Here is a 19,188-nt window from a genome sequence, read left to right on the forward strand (position 1 = left end):
TGTCCCTATTATTTATACGTACGCTTGTACAGATTAGACCAATTGTCCCTACACGAAGGAGGACGTGCTGTGAAGGAACCTAAAATCGGTATAGCACTCGGTTCGGGTGGAGCCAGAGGGTTTGCACATATAGGCGTCTTGAAGGCGCTCCATCATGCAGGTATCAAGATTGACATGGTAGCAGGTAGCAGTATGGGGGCACTTGTAGGAGCTTTTTATTGTACTGGTCACGAGCCCGCCACGATGGTGAAGATGGCGAAAATGTTTCGTAGAAGGTATTATATGGATTATACTGTTCCGAAGATGGGGTTCGTTTCGGGCAAGAAAGTCGAGCAGCTGATTTATGCCTTGACCCAACGGAAGAAGATAGAAGAGCTCGATATTCCATTTTCAATCATCGCGACCGACTTGCTGAAGGCGGAAAAAGTCGTCATCCAGGAAGGCTTGATTTCAGAAGCTGTTCGAGCGAGCATTGCGGTACCTGGAATTTTTGTCCCGTATAAGAAGGACGGACGGCTCCTGGTGGATGGGAGTGTCATCGATCGTGTACCTGTTTCGGTCGTGAAACAAATGGGAGCAGATATCATCATTGCCGTCGACATTTCCCATATTAAACAGAATCCTGAGATCAGTACGATTTTCGATGTGATCATGCAAAGCATCGATATCATGCAGCGCGAATTGGTCAAAGCACATGAAATCACGACGGATGTCTTGATCAGGCCCCATGTGGAAAATTTCAGTGCCTCCGCTTTCAAAGACATAGAAGAGATCATCGAAATCGGCGAAAAAGAAACGAATGGCCGAATTGCGGATATCGAAGCTGTAATACAAAACTGGAGGAAACAGAATGAAGAGATATAGAGGTTATTGGCCATGGGCAGGTCTCCTACTCGCAATATTACTGGCGTTCGTACCGATTCCGTATTATTTCACACAACCTGGAGATGCAAAGGAACTCACTCCAATTATCGAAGTGGAAGACAGGAATGAAGCTGAAGGCACCTTCATGTTGACAACGGTATTGGTCGGAAAAGCGAATGGAGCCAAATACTTATGGGCAAAGCTGAGCGACTATAGAGAGGTGTATCCGGAGGATCATATCAGAGGTTCAGATGAGACGGAAGAAGAATATCAGTCCCGTCAACTGCAATTGATGCAAAGCTCTCAACACGCAGCAACCATCGTCGCCTATAAGGAAGCGGATAAGGAAATTGAAATCAAAAATAAAGGCGTATTCGTAACGGGTGTCATTTCAGGTATGCCTGCAGATGATCTATTGAATGTAGGAGATCTCATAACTGAATTGAACGGAAAAGTAATCAAAACAGCAGAAGAACTCGTCGAAGGGCTGAAGAAGTTTGAGGCGAATGAAGAAGTGGAATTGACGGTAGTCCGTGATTCGAAGGAAGAAAAGGTGAACATCCCACTGAAACCATTCCCTGAAAAGCTTATGGACGAAGATGGTGATGAACGTGCCGGCATCGGCATCACTTACCCTGTCACGTTCACTGAAATCAAAACCGATCCAAAACTGAAGATTGATACGAACCAGATCGGTGGTCCTTCAGCTGGTTTGATGTTCACGTTAGAAATCTACAATCAATTGACGGACACAGACTGGACGAAGGGGTATCACATAGCGGGTACAGGTACAATGAATGAAAAAGGGGAAGTCGGACCGATCGGCGGAATCAAACAAAAAGTCGTGGCAGCAGATAATGCGGAAGCGGATGTATTCTTTTCACCCGTAGCTGCTGACAACTATAAAGAAGCAAAAGAAGCTGCAGAGGATATCAATACCGATATGGAAATCGTCCCTGTAAAAACATTCAAGGATGCCCTCGATTATTTAAAAGAACTTAAACACAGCGAATGAGATAGTAGGAAAAGAGCCGGATACCCGTAGAAGAACGGATGTCCGGCTCTTTTTTATGTGTTTACATGGAGTCGTATAGGAGGTGTGGCGTATTCACGTTTCCATAGTGAAATGTGCTGTTCGTTCGGATATCCGAGAATGTAGGTATTCGTTGCGGTCTTATCCAATTCGAAAAATGGGTCACTGTATTTCGAAAGCATGCTGACAAGAGGGAGTTTCATGTCTTTCTTAACACTGTTCAAGTACGCTTGACCGTCCGGACTCATACCTAATAGTCGGACATACGAAGGGGCTTCGGTGAGTGCGACTTCCATCGTGTGTTTCTTTGCATTCGTAAGAATATGGGTGCAGAGCCTTTGCAATCGAGTCCATGTGTATCGTTTCGTTTTGACCCGTTCGATGAATTCCGTGAACGTTCCTGCATGAACGATACACTCCTTCAACCGATTTTCAATTCCCTCCACACATTCATAAATCTGTCTCAGATCTTCGTCTGTCGATGTAATGATTCGGTGTTTCAACAGGGGAAAGTATCGCTCCCAATTCATGAAATGACCGAATTCTTTTTGATGTTGGGTTAGTCCGGTGTATGTAGATGCCGGAACGAAACGCTGAATGGAAGATAAGTCTGCATCCCCATCAAAAAGCATTTTCCGGATACCTGTCGCACTGGCGATATCATTCTCACCTTCACCATGTTCATGGTAGCCTGCGCCTGTTCTTTTTACCGTATTGGGCTTGATGTCCGGATTGATGTGTTGGATCGATTGCACGTAATGATAGCCAAGGATGTTGTTTGGTTGTGAGAGATCTACGATATCCTCAGGTCGATTGGTGAGTTGAGTGAATGCCTCTGAAGCGGCTGCTGGATAGCTGATGCCTTTCTTGACATTCTCCTGTATGCTCTCGTTGTATTCTTTTTCATGTGTGTTCAAAAAGTCGACGGTTTCAATAAAAGGTTGTATATTTCCGGATTCACTGCCGAAAATAACTTCATCTGTCTTTAACGCATCCAGAATGGAGATCGCCCCGTAAGCAAAGCGATCCGCCCGTTGTGTAGCGTAAGCGTATGGAAGTTCTACAACGATGTCCACGCCAGCCTCAAGTGCCATGCGGGTTCTCGTCCATTTTGACACGAGTGCGGGCTCTCCCCGTTGCAGAAAGTTCCCGCTCATGACCGCAATCGTCACATCCGCTTGAGAGGACTGTTTGGATTGCTGGAGATGATAGAAGTGTCCATTATGGAAGGGATTGTACTCCACCACTAAACCTAATGCCTTCATATTTTGACTCCTTATAATTTGGTAGTAAAAAAGAGTTTGCGTTACACTGTTGGTATGTTTAAAGTAAATATGAATGTGGAATTCTATTGTACCAAATTCTGCCGAAAGATTGAAAACGACTGTAAAGAAAAAATGTTGACAATTTTTTTGTGGAAAGCTATAATTACTACTGTTGCCTTGAGGTGATGACAAATGAAATGGTCCATACAACAATTGAGAAGTTTTCAACGTAAAGGACTAGAAATTGATGAAACCATTGAGTTGGATTCAATAAGCGATTTGGAGCCTGAAATCCGCGATCTGACACCGGTCCACATAACTGGGAACGCGGAAGTCAACCAAAATCGTGCTGTATTCCATCTGACGATCAAAGGGGCGATGACGTTGCCGGATTCGGTAACGCTCCAAGATGTGCTCTACCCGTTCCATATCCATTCGACTGAAATTTTCATGTTCGACCCTGATCATGGAATGGATGCGAATGAAGAGGACATCCACGTCGTTGAAGGAAATACAGTGGACCTGATACCTTATATTCAGGAAAACATTCTGTTGGAAAAGCCGTTGAAGGTCATCAGCTCTGAACCAACGGACAACCCTCCCGCACCACCATCTGGTAAAGGATGGGATGTCGTTGAGGAAGAACCGGATCAAGAAGAAAAAGTTGATCCTAGGATGGCCGAATTGGCCAAATTCTTTGATAAAAATGATGAAAAGTGAAGAAGCATTGAGATGCTCTAGCTGAACAATTCCTTCAAGGAGGTGGAAAACCATGGCAGTACCTTTTAGAAGAACCTCTACAACTCGTAAAAACAAGCGTCGTACACACTATAAGTTGAAAGTACCTGGAATGGTCAAATGCCCTAACTGTGGCGAATACAAGCTTTCTCACCGAGTATGTGGCGAATGTGGCACATACAAAGGAAAAGAAGTAGTTGAAAAGTAAGTTATAAGATAACAAGGAGGAATTGTCCTCCTTGTTTTTTTATTGGGCATAGAGAGGCCGCTAGCTGGTACTGAAAACAGAGAAACACCGATATCGATACCACATAGAGGCGATAGCTGTGGTTTTTGAACCCGGTTATTTTTCTAAAACGTGTATAATGTTAAATAAAATGCTGTGAAGGGGCGGGGAAACGACTGTGGTGAACAAATTGCTAGTGGAAGTAAAAGACGGAATCGGATGGATTACACTCAATCATGCAGAACGATACAACGCGATAAATTACGAAATGATGGATCTGCTCGACAACGCGATTGATGAACTGAAGCATGATGACAACGCAAAAGTCCTTGTCATAACCGGATCAGGCGACAAATCGTTCTGTTCTGGCGGAGACTTATCGGCGTTCCATCAATTGCATACAGAAGAAGAGGCCTATACGATGCTGTCCAGAATGGGGGATGTCTTATTCAAGCTGTTCACCTTTCCGAAACCGACGATCGCGCTGTTGAATGGCGTGGCGGTCGGCGGAGGGTGTGAAATTGCTTCAGCGTGTGACTTCAGGCTAGCCGCTCCACATGTAAAATTCGGTTTCATTCAGGGAACATTAGGGATTACCACTGGCTGGGGAGGAACCACCTTCCTCATGGAAAGGGTGGCGAATGATACAGCACTCGAATGGCTGCTCAGCTCTGAAAAATACACGGCTGCAGAAGGAGTTGCGAAAGGATTCATTCAAAAAGAACTCGGATATACGGAAAATGAATTCCAGACTTGGCTACAACCGATCGCCAATCAAACAATCGGTGTTCTCAAGGCCTACAAGCAACGTCGACTCGATCAGATCAATCTCCAGAAAACAAAAGCAAACATGGAAGCGGAAATCCGTGAGTGCTCCAAGTTATGGGCGTCAGATGAGCACCACGAGGCTGTCGCTGCCTTCCTGAAGCGGCGTTAATTCAACCTATTGGTGCTCCTGCATCTTTTACTAGAACGAAGTCTATCTTTTCTACTATGTGCATATGTTGGTTATAAAAGTAGAAATGTATGGAGGGATGCAGATGGGCTCCACACGCCAAGATGCATGGAATCACGATGAAGATCTATTGCTAGCTGAAGTCGTTCTCCGACATATACGTGAAGGTGGAACTCAATTGGCGGCATTTGAAGAGGTAGGGAAGAAATTATCAAGGACACCTGCTGCATGCGGTTTCCGGTGGAATTCTTTAATACGGAAAAAATATGATGCAGCCATCACCATCGCAAAAAAACAACGCAAACAAGCAAATCAAGCTTCGTCCAAGTCGAAGAAAAAGTCGGCACAACCTGAAAAGGATCAAGTAAAAGTCATGAATACCGACAATCAAAGTTTATGTATGGAGGATGTCATAAACTATTTGCAAAACATACAAGAAACAGAAATGAATGCAGAATCCATATTGGAAGAATACCAACAATTGAAGGAAGATTATGCTCAATTGGCTGAGGAGAATAAAGAACTCGAGTGTCAGATCAGGAAAGTCCAGGATGAATACGAAAAAGTACATGAAGATTACAGGGTATTATTGAATTTCATGGACAGAGCGAGAAAAATGGCGATAACAGAAGACGATGAAGAAGCTTCACAAGTAAAGTTCCAGATGGATTATAACGGAAACCTCCAGAAGGTAGAGAAATAATCGATATACCCCATAAGAAAAAAGTGGCCGATCATTATTGATCGACCACTTTTTTACGTTTTAAGATTCTATGCTTTCTGAGGATAGATCCATTTCCTTCAATGGACCTTCACTCGTCGTGGCGTCTTGTTGCTCGTGTACACCGGCAGGATACCATACATAAGGGTTCTCACCGCGGTCACGATTCGGGTTGTAGGTGACGGAATTGAAGCCCATCTTTTCCCAGAATTCGCTAGAACGTTGTCGTCCGTTCGTTTTGATAGGTAGATTGTAAGACTTGGCATATTGGACGAGCGCGCTTCCGAATCCTTTTCCATGATAATCAGGCAATACTTCCAACTTCCACAATTCCAAGTAGTCTTGTGGTGGATCGAAATAACGGTCATAATGCCCGTCAATTCGATAAAGACTCATTCTAGCAACAAGCTTGTTTCCGTAGTAAATTCCATAAAACGGTGATTCACTATCGTTTTCGATGATATTCTCTTGAAGGTCCTCGAGCATGGATAGCTCCTGAATCCCGTATTCCTTGAATTTTTTGAATTCCTCAAGGGTTTTATAGTTAACGAGAAGTTTTTGCACTTTATACATAATCGCATCCCCCTTCATTTACTCTCCCTATATGTCTAACTTTATTATATAATAAAATTACGAAAAATTCTGCAATAGTGAAAAATTTCTGCAGATTTCTACAGGAATCTACCCTATTCTTGTTGAAAGTAGTAGATTGTAGCCCATTGGAGTAGGAGGAGATCGTTTGAAGAAAATACTAATCGCGAACAGAGGAGAAATCGCAGCAAGAATCGTACAAACATGCGAAAAGCTAGGAATCGAGCCTGTGATCGTTTATTCACAAGCCGACCGTGACCTTCCTTACGTGAAAAATGCTAAGATTGCATATGAAATAGGTGAGCCGCCAGTCGCAAAATCCTATTTGAACAGCGAACGGATATTAGAGGTTGCACGAACAGAAAAAGTCGACGCAATCCATCCGGGGTACGGATTTCTATCCGAGAATGCAAATTTTGTACGTGAAGTTGAAAACGCTAACATTACGTTCATCGGACCTTCTGCAGATGTGGTAGAAGCGATGGGGGACAAAGTGAGAGCAAGAGAAACGATGCAAGCAGCAGGCGTTCCTGTCGTTCCAGGTAGTGACGGGGCATTGAAAGATGTTGAAGAAGCTGTCAAGCTTGCGGGTGAAATTGGCTATCCAGTCATGATCAAAGCAAGTGCAGGTGGCGGAGGAATTGGCATGCAGCGTTGTGAAGATGAAAAGTCGTTGCGGAACGCATTCGTTTCCAGCCAGAATCGTGCAAAAGCATACTTCGGTAATGACGAAATGTTCATGGAGAAATTCATTACGAACAGTCGCCACATTGAAGTGCAGATTTTCGGTGATGACCATGGGAATGTCGTCCATCTGTTCGAGCGGGATTGCTCGATCCAACGAAGACATCAAAAGGTCATTGAAGAAACACCATCTCCTTTCTTGAGTGATGAAGTCCGCCAACAGATTTGTGAAGCGGCCGTCCAAGCAGGGGATCATGTAAACTATACCAATGCGGGTACTGTCGAGTTCATTGTAGATGAAGAAGAGAACTTCTACTTCTTGGAGATGAACACCCGCTTACAAGTCGAGCATCCTGTCACAGAAATGATTACAGGATTGGATCTCGTTGAATGGCAGGTTAAGATCGCGCAAGGAAATCCGATTCCGAAAAAGCAAGAAGAGTTGACAACGAAAGGTCATAGCTTCGAGTACAGAATCTATGCAGAAGATCCAGTCAACTTCATGCCTTCTCCAGGAAAAATCGAGACATTCGATTATCCTACAGCAGATGGTGTTCGAGTGGATACTGGATTTGCATCACAAACCCAGGTAACACCTTTCTATGACCCGATGGTCGCAAAAGTCATCATCTATGGAACAGACCGTCAAGACGCTCTAGAAAAGTCCATTTCGTTCTTCAATGAATGGAAATTGGAAGGGATCAAGCACAATGGGCCTTTATTCACGACAATCCTGAATGAAGAGTCTTTCCAAAAAGGGAATTACACAACAAATTACCTGAACCAAGTAAAAACAAAAGTAAACAATTAGGAGTGGTACAACATGAAAGAGATTAAAGCATCTATGGCAGGAACAGTATTGAATGTATTGGTATCTGAAGGAGAAAATGTTTCAACAGGACAAGCTGTTCTTACACTTGAGTCAATGAAAATGGAAATCCCGATTGAAACGACAGAAGAAGGAGAAGTAGGTACTGTCAATGTAAATGTCGGTGATTTCGTTAATGAAGGTGACGTACTCGTCGTCATGAAATAAAAATGAATGAGCGCTCGTTCTCTCACTAGCAATGAAGGAGGATTCAGATGTTGAAAACGATAAATGAAACATTGCAAGAGACGAAAGCAAGAATTGAAGCCGGTGGTGCGGAGAAGTACCATGAAAAGCTGAAGGCGCAGAACAAGCTATTCGCAAGAAAGCGTCTTGAATTATTGTTTGATGATGGATCTTATAAAGTTGAAGATGGAAAGTTTGCCAATAACCAGGCTGAAGGCCTTCCGGCAGATGGTGTTGTCACAGCGATCGGTAAAGTGAATGGTCAGACGGTCTGTGTGATGGCGAACGATTCAACTGTTAAAGCAGGTTCTTGGGGTGCCAGAACGGTTGAAAAGATCATCCGCATCCAGGAAACAGCGATGCGCCTCAAAGTACCGATGTTCTATTTGGTCGATTCGGCAGGTGCGCGAATCACTGACCAGATTGAAATGTTCCCGAACCGAAGAGGAGCAGGGAAGATTTTTTACAATCAAGTGAAAATGTCCGGAATGGTTCCGCAAGTTTGTGTGCTGTTCGGACCATCAGCAGCAGGTGGGGCTTACATTCCGGCATTCTGTGACACGGTCATCATGGTCGATCAGAATGCATCCATGTACTTAGGTTCACCACGTATGGCCGAAAAGGTCATCGGGGAAAAAGTGACACTCGAAGAGATGGGCGGCGCACGCATGCATTGCAGCGTCAGTGGATGTGGAGATGTACTCGCGCATAATGAAGAGGAAGCGATTGAATCTGCGCGCTCTTATCTTTCATACTTCCCATCCAATTACAAGCATAAGCCTGAAAAGGTAGAAGCGGTCATCCCGAAGGAAGGGCGCAATCTATCCGAAATCGTTCCAGAAAACCAGAATGTACCGTTTGATATGTATGAATTCATCGACGGCCTAGTGGATGAAGGAAGCTTCTATGAAATGAAAAAGCTGTTTGCACCTGAGATGGTGACGGGCTTTGCGAGAATCGACGGAAAAGTAGTCGGTATCGTAGCCAACCAGCCTAAAGTCAAAGGCGGGGTCCTATTTGTCGATTCAGCCGATAAGGCGGCGAAGTTCATCACATTATGTGACGCCTTCTCCATTCCGTTATTGTTCCTTGCGGATGTACCAGGTTTCATGATCGGGACGAAGGTGGAAAGTGCAGGTATCATCCGTCATGGCGCGAAGTTGATTGCAGCGATGAGTGATGTGACCGTTCCGAAGATCTCGGTCGTTGTCCGAAAAGCATACGGTGCAGGTCTGTATGCAATGGCAGGTCCTGCATTCGAGCCTGATTGCTGTATTGCATTACCGACAGCGCAAATTGCCGTCATGGGACCAGAAGCTGCCGTGAACGCGGTTTATTCCAACAAGATCAATGAAATTGAAGATCCGAAGGAACGAATGAAATATGTTCAAGAGAAACATCAAGAGTACAAAGAACATATTGATATCTACAAGCTTGCCTCTGAGATGATTGTGGATGAAATCGTTTCAGGAGATGACCTTCGTGAAGAGTTGATTGATCGATATAGCATGTACGAATCCAAAGAAATGACGTTCAGTGAACGTAAGCACCCGGTGTATCCGGTATAACTCCAAAGTTTGAATGCTTGCTGAAGATCAATCCGACCTATGTTCGGGTTGATCTTTTTTACATAAAAGATGATCTCGATCAGGAAAAGCGGAGTGTTTAGGATGGATTGCTGTGCTAATATGGAAAAAGAATGAGTAGAAAGTAGGGGTTCGGATGAAGGTAGCGGTCATCGGTGGGGGATCGGTCGGATTATTGTATACCGCCCATTTGACGAAAATGGGGCACGAGGTGGAATTGTTCGTCCGTAGGGAAGAGCAAGTAAAAACGATTAAAGAAAACGGACTGCTATTGAAGGTAGGAGAAGGAGAGTATTCAACCCGTCCTGGAGTAAGTCTGATTGATGAAGACGCCTTGGTTGAAAAGGACCTTCTCATCATAGCGGTGAAGTCGTACCAATTAGAATCCATCATGAAGTTCATTTCAGAGAGGTTTGAGCGGACGAAAGCAATCCTGTTTGTGCAAAATGGCATGAAACATATACATTTGATACCAGAATTGAAAAGTCATTCCCTCTTTCTCGGAATCGTAGAGCATGGTGCGTTGAGACAATCAGATGGTGTGATCCAACATACCGGGATCGGCCGTACAAAAGTGGCACCTTATCTGGATGGTCACTCAGGTATCAACTGGAATAAGCTCTCTTCTGATGCATTTCCATTCATCCTACAATCAGATTGGTATGAAATGCTTAGCCGTAAGCTGCATATCAATTCGGTCATCAACCCTTTGACGGGATTATTAAAGGTAAGGAATGGAGAATTGCAAGATCATCCTGAGTGGATCAAACTGATGAGCAGTTTAAGCCGCGAAGCATGTCGAGTTCTTCAGCTGGCGGAAAAGGAAGCGTGGGAGGATTTGATGGCGGTTTGCAAGAATACTTCATTAAATAAATCTTCCATGCTCAGGGATATCGAACAAGGACGGAAAACAGAAATCGAGGCAATTAATGGGTACTTAGTACGTCTAGCAGAGAACAGTAATCTGAAGATTCCCAATCAGGAATTCGTCTATCGTGCGATAAAGGGGATGGAAAAGGGAAGAAGGGGAAACGATGGTTGACGTTTTACTTGGTTCATTAGCTACTTTCGTGACAGTGCCGATTCTTGCTTGGATAGCAGTGTACTGGATCACCAAAAGATTGACGAAGAAGAAAAAGAGATCCTTCTTGTTGGCAACAGATGTGACGACGTTTTTCCTGATCTTATCCGTGCTTGTCATCATGTATACGATATGGAGTCTGTCCTTCATTTGGCCGATCATGGTTGTGTTGTTATTGGTCGTCATCGGTATTACATTCGTATTTTGGAAACAAGATAAGGACGTTGGGATCTATCAAATCATTAAAACCTCGTGGCGATTCAACTTCTTATTATTTTCAACCGGTTATTTGTTCTTATGTCTGTATGGTCTGATCATTCGGGTCATCAATATAGGATGGTAAGCAAATTTGTTTATGGTAGACCATGGGATTTGCTATACTCATAATCGCAACGTGACGGTGTGAATGTAGAAAGGAAGAGCATAATGAATGTACTAGATATACCCTACCAACATAAAAACGATCTATACTCCGCTTACCTTTCTGGCGATGCGAATGTGCTTGGTCTATTTGATTACGATCCTACTTCAGAGCAATCATACATCGACCGGTGGAAAGAGTTGAAGGAACGTCATTTTCCAAGAGAAGCGGTCTATGGACACTTGATGGATTACCATCGGAAGTTACCAGCTTCCGAGCATACGTATTCGAATATTGAAAGAATCAAGGACCCGGAGACAACAGTCGTCGTGACAGGGCAGCAGGCGGGTCTTCTGACTGGACCACTCTACACGATACATAAATGTATGTCAGCGATCCTGTTTGCAAAAGAGAAAGAAAAGCAACTTGGAACCCCTGTTGTCCCTGTCTTCTGGGTCGCAGGTGAAGACCATGATTTCGATGAAGTGAATCATATCCATGTACCCGAACAGAGCATGGTCCGTAAGAAGAAGCTTTCTTTAAGTGAAGGGAAAAGGTCCGTTTCCTATATTCAGTTGCAAAAAGAACAAATGCATCGATGGATAGATGAAGTGATCCGATCGTTCGGTGAAAAAGAACATACGAATGAATTAAAGTCTATGATGGAAGCAGTGATTGAACATACAAGTTCCATGACAGACTTCTTTTCGTATCTGATGCTAACTCTTTTCAAGGATTATGGAATCGTTATGCTTGATTCAAATCATCCGGAAATTCGAAAGATCGAAACGCCCTATTTTCTTGAGATGATTAAGCAGAACCGTGAAACCGATCATGCTTTTCAAGAAGGTATGGAAGAGGTTTCTGAGTTAGGATACTCTACCATCATTGAATCAGAGGAAGCGAATTCCCACCTATTCATCGATGAGGGAGATACACGTGTACTGCTCATCCGAGAAGATGGTCAATTCAGAGGTAAGCATAATGAATGCTTATATACTATAGAAGAAATGCGAGAAATCGCGAAGCAGACACCTGAGCGCTTCAGTAACAACGTTGTCACTCGACCATTGATGCAGGATCTACTCTTGCCAACACTGGCGTTTGTAGCGGGTCCTGGGGAAATCAGTTATTGGAGCATGTTAAGGAAGACATTCCATACCTATGACATCCAGATGCCTCCAATTATTCCTCGTCTATCGATCTCTGTCATCGATCGGACGACAAAAAAATTGATGGACGATACCGGGTTATCTTTGGAGATGATTCAGCAGTCCGATGTCTCTTCTGTAAAGGAAGAATGGTTGAAGGAGCATACCGATTACGATCTTGACGAAGAATTCACCACTTCCCTCCACCACTTGAAAAAGGAACATGAGCGTTTGGAAGAGATAGCAGTCGACCTGGATAAGGGGTTACAGCCTATAGTGGAGAAAAATTGGGAAATCATAGAGGGACAAATCTCGTATTTGAAACAAAAAATGGAGCATTCGATTTATCAACGCCACGAAATTGAAATGCGGAAATACGATTATCTATTCACCCACATCTCACCACACGGACAACCTCAAGAACGGGTGCTTAATGTCTTCTATTATATTAATCATTGTGGAATGGGCTTGATCGATACGCTCATGAGCGGACAATATGAATGGAATGGAAATCCGAAAGCGGTGTACGTATAATTCACCATGATTCATGATCGGACGCATACAAAATATGCACTTGTACTTGAACTGGATAGGATCATTCTACGGTCGTCTACAGCATACGTATTCCAAGGTGGAAGTTCTTAACTGAATAACCGATTTACTGTCGGAAAAAGACTGCCAATCGTGTAGTTTATAGACGATAAAAACTTTGAAAAATCCTGCTTACAACAGCAGGATTTTTTTTTGTTCAAACGAATACTAAAACAAGTGGTGCAAAGTGGGGAGTTGTGGTAGACTTAGGGATGAAAGTGGGGAGGGGGATCCGTCTATGTTCATGGGAGAGCATTTACATACCATCGACGATAAGGGAAGAATGATCGTCCCCTCAAAATTCCGTGACGAACTGGGATCCACTTTCGTACTTACAAGAGGACTAGACCAATGTATTTTTGGATACCCTCTTGATGAATGGAAACAGCTTGAAGAAAAGTTGAAAGCACTCCCATTTACAAAAAAAGATGCTAGAGCTTTTACACGATTCTTTTTCTCAGGAGCTGCTGAATGTCAGCTCGATAAACAAGGTCGTGTGAACATCGCATCGACACTACGACAATATGCAAAGTTGGAAAAGGACTGTGTCGTCATCGGGGTAAGTAATCGAATCGAGATCTGGAACAAGCAGATCTGGGAAGAATACTTCTCCCAATCAGAAGACTCATTTGGTGAGATTGCTGAAAGTCTTATGGATTTCGACCTGTAGTGCAGCCGGACTTTGTGGACATGTAGAAATTGAGGGAACCGTATGTTTGAGCACGAAACAGTATTGAAAGAAGAAGCAATTGAAGGACTGAACATCAAAGAAGACGGCATATATGTGGATTGTACGCTTGGTGGAGCGGGTCATACAGAAGAAATCGTCAAAAGACTCACCACAGGACATGTATATGCTTTCGATCAAGACATTCACGCAATTGAAAATGCAAAACAGAGATTGGCACAGTATGAAGGGAAATTCACGATCATCAAGTCGAATTTCAGACATCTGAAACAAGAGCTCATGGAAATAGGGATTAGTGGTGTTGACGGGATTTTGTTTGACCTTGGTGTTTCTTCTCCACAATTGGACGAAGCAGAACGAGGTTTCAGCTACCATCAGGATGCCCCATTGGATATGAGAATGGATCAGACGAGCGAACTTTCTGCCTATCATGTAGTGAATGAATGGTCCTATGAACAAATTGTCTCGATTCTTTTCAAATATGGAGAAGAAAAATTCGCGAAATCGATCGCGAGGAAAATCGAATCGTACAGAGAGCGAAAAGCCATTGAAACGACTGGTGAATTGGTCGATCTCATTAAGGAAGCTATCCCAGCAAGGGCGCGTAGAAAAGGCGGCCACCCGGCTAAGAGAACCTTTCAGGCGATCCGGATTGCAGTGAATGATGAAATCGATGCTTTCGAAGAGGCTTTACGAGACGGGATTGAAATGCTGAATGCAGGTGGAAGAATTTGCGTGATCACCTTCCACTCCCTTGAAGATCGGTTATGCAAAAAGATCTTGAAGGAAGAAAGCAGCACACCGGATTTGCCGCAAGGCTTGCCGGTCATCCCGGACGAATACCAACCGAATATGGATCTTGTCACTCGTAAACCGATTACACCAGACACTGGGGAAACAGATAAAAATAGAAGAGCTCGTTCATCGAAGCTCAGAATCGCAGAAAAACGCTAGAAAGGGGAGAGGGGTATGAGTAATCTAGCCCATCAAGTACAGAGAAATACGAATCATGTTCAAAATCCACAGCCGAAACCACAAGTCGTCAAACGCAAGCTCTCACGTATTACGAAAGGTGAAAAGGTATTATGGTCAATCGCTGGTCTCATGCTGATTGCCGCTTCGATCTTCGTAATTTCAAATTATGCTGAAATCTACACCGTGAACAAAGACATTCAGGTGATGGAGCAAAAAATCGATCAGCATAATAAAAAAGTGAACGATCTTGAGCTACAAAAGGCAGAATTGAGCGAGCCTCTCCGAATTATGAATTATGCTGAAGATAAACTTGGCATGAAATTTGACGATAAAAATATAAAAGTAGTCAATAATTAATTAGGTGTGGTTCGGATGATTGAAAAGAAGAGTTCTAATATCAACAAAGGAGCAGTGATTTTATCTTTGATATTTGTCCTGCTCTTTTTCTTATTGATTGGCAGGTATTTCTACTTAGGTTGGACAGGTAAAGCGGAAGGTGTCGATTTGGAACAATGGGCAGAGGAGAAGTGGACTCGGTCTAATAAACTCGATGCAAATCGAGGAACGATCTATGACCGGAACGGAGAACCGATTGCAGAAGACATCCCTTCTTATACGGTTATCGCCATTCTGAATCAAGACTACGCAAATCATATTGAAGATCCTTCGAAAGCCGCATCCAAACTGGCTCCTGTTCTCGATATGTCAGAAGCAAGAATCAGAGATTTATTGGAAAGTGGAATCGAGAGAGAAGCGTTCCAGGTTGAGCTAGGCCCTGGTGGAGACAAAATCAGCCATTCTAAAATGGAAGAGGTCAAAGCGCTTGGCGTCCAAGGTATTGAATTTAACCGAAAAACGAAGCGGTATTATCCTAACCAGGATTTTGCATCCCATATCATTGGCTTTGCAGCGAACAATGATGACGGGACACGTACTGGTGCGATGGGTCTTGAAAAGGCATTAGACAAATACTTGCAAGAAGAAGACGGGATGCTGAAGTATCAAAGTGACAGCGCTGGGTATAAGCTCCCTGACCCGAATGAAGTGATTAAAGAACCGAAACATGGAGCGAGTGTCTACTTGACGATTGATGAGAAGATTCAACTATTCCTGGAAAAAGCGATGAACAACGTAGATGAGGAATATAGTCCGGAACGTATGATCGGGATAGTCGCCGATCCGAAGACAGGACAGATCTTGGCGATGTCGAACCGCCCGAGCTTCAATCCGAACATCCGCGACATCACCAACTATACGAATTTCGCCATCAGTTCTGCATTTGAGCCAGGATCGACGATGAAGATCTTCACCCTGGCGGCAGCGATTGAAGAAGGGGTATACAAAGGAAATGATGAATACAAATCAGGAGTCTACAAGACAAAGTATAGTAGTGTAGGAGATCACAATGGCAGAAAAGGATGGGGGACCATCTCGTATGATGAGGGTGTCCGTAAATCCTCAAACGTAGCTTTTGCAAAAATTGCAAACGAACAACTTGGTTTTGATAAGTTGTATGAGTATATTAATAATCGTTGGGAATTTGATGAGAAAACAGGAATTAACATCCCTGGTGAGGGTAATTCCGTCATTCAAGATTATAGTGAAATAGATCGGTTGGCCACTGCATTTGGACAAGGTAGCGCCATTACACCAATACAACAAATACAAGCAGCAACCGCAATCGCTAATGGCGGTAATATGATGAAGCCTTATGTCATTGATAAAATGGTAGACCCGAATTCCAAGAAAACAATCCAAGATGCTGAACCGAAAACTGTCGGTACACCGATTTCCTCTGAAACGGCAAAAAAAGTCCGAGAAATTTTACGGACGGTAGTAACCGACGGGACAGGTAAAAACTATGAGCTTGAAGGTTACGATGTTGCAGGAAAAACAGGAACTGCACAGCTATACGAAAATGGAAAACTTATGTCGGGGTGGGACAACTACCTGTTCTCTTTCTTAGGGATGGCACCGAAAGATGATCCTCGTTTGATTGTATATGTAGCTATAGATCGTCCCGACCTAGACGATGCAAAATATGAATCCGGATCAGTCCCAGTATCTAAAGTATTCAACCCGGTCATGAAGAGCAGCTTGCAGTATTTGAACATCACTCCAGATGAGAGTTCAGTAGAAGTCCAAGGGTCATCTGGTAATGGGATCGGGCTCGATGATCTTACTGGCGAATCATCCATTGAGATGAAAAAGAAGCTGGAAGAACAAGGGCTTCAAGTTCAGGTTTTCGGAGAAGGAGATACGATCGTCAACCAAGCTCCTTTTGCGGGCACAAACCTTTTAAAAGGGGAAACGGTCTTTTTGAAAACGGATGGGAAGGTGACGATGCCGGATTTGACTGGTATGTCACGTTCTGAAGTGCTCAGACTTGCGAAGGCTTTGGATTTGAAGACACCTGAGTTCACAGGGAGCGGATTTGCAGCTTTACAAAGTATAGCGAAAGGATCTGCCGTGAAGGAGAACTCACCGCTCGTGGTCGAGCTTAAGTCTCCACAAGAACTGAAAAAGATGCTAGAAGAAGCGTCAAAAGAAAAAGAGAAGAAAGAAGAAGACAAGAAAGAGAAGAACAACTGACAAGTTCTAGTCGTTTCTGTACAAGCATATAATTGGAACGAGCTTATCTGCCGAGGAGGTTGGACTATTGCGCGTTTCAAATGTGACTGTGCGGAGACGGCTTATTTTTGTTTTTGTAGCTGGTCTCTTATTTTTATTGATTATTACGGGTCGTTTAGCCTATGTTCAGTTTGTGAAAGGGGATTGGTTGACCGGATTGGCGCTTGATTCCTGGAGCCGTAATGTCCCTTTTGAACCGAAGCGAGGAGAGATCCTTGATCGGAATGGTGTTCCGATTGCAATGAATGTCAGTGCTCCGACGGTATTTGTCGTACCGAAACAGGTGAAGGATCCTTCTGAAACCGCCAGAAAATTAGCGGCTGCACTGAACCTGAGTGAAACGGATGTTTATAAGACGATTACGAAGAGAGAATCGATCGTTAAGATCAAAGGTGGAAAGAAGATCAGCAATGAAAAAGCGAATGAGATCAGAGGGTTCGATCTACCGGGTGTGTTTATCGGAGAAGACAGTAAAAGGCACTACCCGAATGGAAGCTATCTCTCTCATGTACTCGGGTTTGTCGGAATCGATAATCAAGGGCTGACAGGACTGGAACTTCAATACGATGACTATTTGAAAGGCGACAAAGGATATGTTTCTTTTTACACTGATGTACGAGGGAACCGTATGCCTTCATTATCTGATGAATACAAACCCCCTACAGATGGTATGGACTTGAAACTGACGATCGATTCAAACGTCCAATCCATCATCGAAAGGGAGCTCGATATTGCGGAAGCAACGTATAATCCGGACGGGGTCGTCGCAATTGCGATGGATCCGAATTCAGGTGAAATTCTCGGTATGGCGAGCAGGCCGGATTACAACCCGGAAAACTTCCGGGAAGTCCCTCAAGAGATTTATAACCGTAATAAGCCGGTATGGAGCACGTACGAGCCAGGATCGACGTTCAAGATCATCACACTGGCTGCAGCGTTAGAGGAAGGTAAAGTGGACCTGCAAAATGATCGCATCCACGACCCAGGCTCGATTGAAGTGGCTGGACGAAAGCTGCGTTGCTGGAAGAAAGGCGGTCATGGAAGTGAAACGTATCTAGAAGTCGTGCAAAACTCATGTAACCCAGGGTTCGTTGTCTTGGGTCAGAGGTTAGGGAAAGAAAAGTTGTTCTCTTATATTAAAGACTTCGGTTTCGGGACAAAAACAGGAATTGATCTTCAAGGGGAGAGTACAGGAATTCTCTTCAATTTGGATAAAGTCGGCCCATTGGAACTGGCTACGACTGCTTTTGGGCAAGGGGTCTCGGTGACACCGATCCAGCAAGTATCTGCAGTTGCAGCAGCTGTGAACGGAGGATACCTTTACACACCATACGTAGCCAAAGAATGGCTCGATCCAGATACGGGGAAGACTGTGGAACAAACAACTCCACAGATGAAACGCAGAGTCATATCTGAAGAAACTTCCAAGCAAGTTAGGGAAGCGCTCGAAAGTGTTGTCGCTCAAGGAACGGGTAAAGGGGCGTTCGTTGATGGGTACCGGGTCGGAGGTAAGACGGGTACTGCACAGAAGGCTGTGAACGGACAATATTTGAAAGACAATCACATCGTGTCATTCATCGGTTTTGCACCTGCGGATGATCCACAAATCGTCGTCTATATTGCCGTGGATAACCCGAAAGGGACACTGCAATTCGGGGGGATCGTAGCCGCTCCAATCGTCGGGAATATCATTGAAGACAGTTTGGCAGCGATGAATGTTCCGAAACGAAAGAATCAGATTGAAAAGGAATTGACATGGCTGGATCAACCTTTAATCGAAATTCCGGATTTAAAAGGGAAATCAAGGCAAGATATCCATAAGGCATTTTACGAGCTGAAGATTGAAACAGTCGGCGAAGGTGATACGGTTATCGACCAGGCACCAGAACCTGGTATCAAATTGGCTGTCGGATCAACGATTCGACTATATATGGGTGACAAATCTGCTTCAGAAGATTAAAATGTAAGCTATAGCATTCATTAAGCGGAACAG

The 19,188-nt window shown here is 43.9% G+C and carries 19 protein-coding genes; 17 read left to right on the forward strand and 2 right to left on the reverse strand.

The features are described 5' to 3' along the window. Positions 1-69: 69 nt before the first annotated feature. Together ACSVDE_RS04960 and ACSVDE_RS04965 are read left to right on the forward strand one after the other, a co-directional pair. Complete coding sequence (locus tag ACSVDE_RS04960; RefSeq protein ID WP_439299851.1) at positions 70-864, forward strand: patatin-like phospholipase family protein; 795 nt, start codon at positions 70-72, stop codon at positions 862-864. Further along, positions 851-1,879, forward strand: a complete 1,029-nt coding sequence (locus tag ACSVDE_RS04965; RefSeq protein WP_439299852.1) for a SepM family pheromone-processing serine protease — start codon at positions 851-853, stop codon at positions 1,877-1,879. Before ACSVDE_RS04960 ends, ACSVDE_RS04965 begins: the two co-directional genes overlap by 14 nt. 53 nt (positions 1,880-1,932) lie before the next feature. On the opposite strand, the gene ACSVDE_RS04970 is transcribed toward ACSVDE_RS04965, so the two are convergent. Then, a complete protein-coding gene (locus ACSVDE_RS04970) occupies positions 1,933-3,162 on the reverse strand; it encodes a nucleotidyltransferase (protein ID WP_439299853.1) in 1,230 nt (409 codons plus the stop codon). A gap of 192 nt (positions 3,163-3,354) precedes the next feature. On the opposite strand from ACSVDE_RS04970, the gene ACSVDE_RS04975 reads away from it, so the two are divergent. The 4 genes from ACSVDE_RS04975 to ACSVDE_RS04990 all read left to right on the forward strand — a co-directional run bounded on the left by ACSVDE_RS04975 (position 3,355) and on the right by ACSVDE_RS04990 (position 5,784). Beyond that, entirely contained in the window at positions 3,355-3,882 is a 528-nt protein-coding gene (locus ACSVDE_RS04975) for a YceD family protein (RefSeq protein ID WP_439299854.1), read from the forward strand. A 52-nt stretch (positions 3,883-3,934) separates the two neighbouring features. Beyond that, positions 3,935-4,108, forward strand: a complete 174-nt coding sequence (gene rpmF, locus ACSVDE_RS04980; protein ID WP_226551278.1) for a 50S ribosomal protein L32 — start codon at positions 3,935-3,937, stop codon at positions 4,106-4,108. Between the two features lie 196 nt (positions 4,109-4,304). Next, a complete protein-coding gene (locus ACSVDE_RS04985; protein ID WP_439299855.1) occupies positions 4,305-5,063 on the forward strand; it encodes an enoyl-CoA hydratase/isomerase family protein in 759 nt (252 codons plus the stop codon). A 103-nt stretch (positions 5,064-5,166) separates the two neighbouring features. Continuing rightward, the gene (locus ACSVDE_RS04990; RefSeq protein WP_439299856.1) at positions 5,167-5,784 is read left to right on the forward strand and encodes an RsfA family transcriptional regulator; all 618 of its coding nucleotides are present in this window, start codon (positions 5,167-5,169) and stop codon (positions 5,782-5,784) included. A 60-nt stretch (positions 5,785-5,844) separates the two neighbouring features. Here the strand turns inward: ACSVDE_RS04990 and ACSVDE_RS04995 are convergent, their stop codons facing one another. After that, positions 5,845-6,375, reverse strand: a complete 531-nt coding sequence (locus ACSVDE_RS04995) for an N-acetyltransferase (protein ID WP_439299857.1) — start codon at positions 6,373-6,375, stop codon at positions 5,845-5,847. Positions 6,376-6,541: 166 nt separating this feature from the next. On the opposite strand from ACSVDE_RS04995, the gene ACSVDE_RS05000 reads away from it, so the two are divergent. The 11 genes from ACSVDE_RS05000 to ACSVDE_RS05050 all read left to right on the forward strand — a co-directional run bounded on the left by ACSVDE_RS05000 (position 6,542) and on the right by ACSVDE_RS05050 (position 19,155). Beyond that, a complete protein-coding gene (locus ACSVDE_RS05000; protein WP_439299858.1) occupies positions 6,542-7,888 on the forward strand; it encodes an acetyl-CoA carboxylase biotin carboxylase subunit in 1,347 nt (448 codons plus the stop codon). Between the two features lie 12 nt (positions 7,889-7,900). After that, on the forward strand, positions 7,901-8,113 hold the full coding sequence (locus ACSVDE_RS05005) for a biotin/lipoyl-containing protein (RefSeq protein ID WP_439299859.1): 213 nt from the start codon (positions 7,901-7,903) through the stop codon (positions 8,111-8,113). Between the two features lie 47 nt (positions 8,114-8,160). Further along, the gene (locus ACSVDE_RS05010; RefSeq protein WP_439299860.1) at positions 8,161-9,699 is read left to right on the forward strand and encodes an acyl-CoA carboxylase subunit beta; all 1,539 of its coding nucleotides are present in this window, start codon (positions 8,161-8,163) and stop codon (positions 9,697-9,699) included. A gap of 154 nt (positions 9,700-9,853) precedes the next feature. Beyond that, entirely contained in the window at positions 9,854-10,759 is a 906-nt protein-coding gene (locus ACSVDE_RS05015; RefSeq protein ID WP_439299861.1) for a 2-dehydropantoate 2-reductase, read from the forward strand. Continuing rightward, positions 10,752-11,141: a DUF3397 domain-containing protein gene (locus ACSVDE_RS05020; RefSeq protein ID WP_439299862.1), complete on the forward strand. Its 390-nt coding sequence runs from the start codon at positions 10,752-10,754 to the stop codon at positions 11,139-11,141. Before ACSVDE_RS05015 ends, ACSVDE_RS05020 begins: the two co-directional genes overlap by 8 nt. Before the next feature lie 83 nt (positions 11,142-11,224). Further along, positions 11,225-12,844 carry a bacillithiol biosynthesis cysteine-adding enzyme BshC gene (gene bshC, locus ACSVDE_RS05025; RefSeq protein WP_439299863.1) on the forward strand — a complete coding sequence of 540 codons (1,620 nt, stop codon included), beginning with the start codon at positions 11,225-11,227 and terminating at the stop codon, positions 12,842-12,844. A gap of 295 nt (positions 12,845-13,139) precedes the next feature. Beyond that, a complete protein-coding gene (gene mraZ / locus ACSVDE_RS05030) occupies positions 13,140-13,571 on the forward strand; it encodes a division/cell wall cluster transcriptional repressor MraZ (protein WP_439299864.1) in 432 nt (143 codons plus the stop codon). Between the two features lie 42 nt (positions 13,572-13,613). Then, positions 13,614-14,543: a 16S rRNA (cytosine(1402)-N(4))-methyltransferase RsmH gene (gene rsmH / locus ACSVDE_RS05035; protein WP_439299865.1), complete on the forward strand. Its 930-nt coding sequence runs from the start codon at positions 13,614-13,616 to the stop codon at positions 14,541-14,543. Between the two features lie 15 nt (positions 14,544-14,558). Beyond that, on the forward strand, positions 14,559-14,921 hold the full coding sequence (gene ftsL, locus ACSVDE_RS05040; protein WP_439299866.1) for a cell division protein FtsL: 363 nt from the start codon (positions 14,559-14,561) through the stop codon (positions 14,919-14,921). Between the two features lie 15 nt (positions 14,922-14,936). After that, complete coding sequence (locus tag ACSVDE_RS05045; protein ID WP_439299867.1) at positions 14,937-17,156, forward strand: penicillin-binding transpeptidase domain-containing protein; 2,220 nt, start codon at positions 14,937-14,939, stop codon at positions 17,154-17,156. Between the two features lie 67 nt (positions 17,157-17,223). Beyond that, positions 17,224-19,155, forward strand: a complete 1,932-nt coding sequence (locus tag ACSVDE_RS05050; protein ID WP_439299868.1) for a stage V sporulation protein D — start codon at positions 17,224-17,226, stop codon at positions 19,153-19,155. The last annotated feature ends 33 nt before the right edge of the window (positions 19,156-19,188 follow it).

Origin of the sequence: Pseudalkalibacillus sp. Hm43 (assembly GCF_051842935.1) — a bacterium.
In the GTDB taxonomy this organism is placed as follows: domain Bacteria; phylum Bacillota; class Bacilli; order Bacillales; family Fictibacillaceae; genus Pseudalkalibacillus.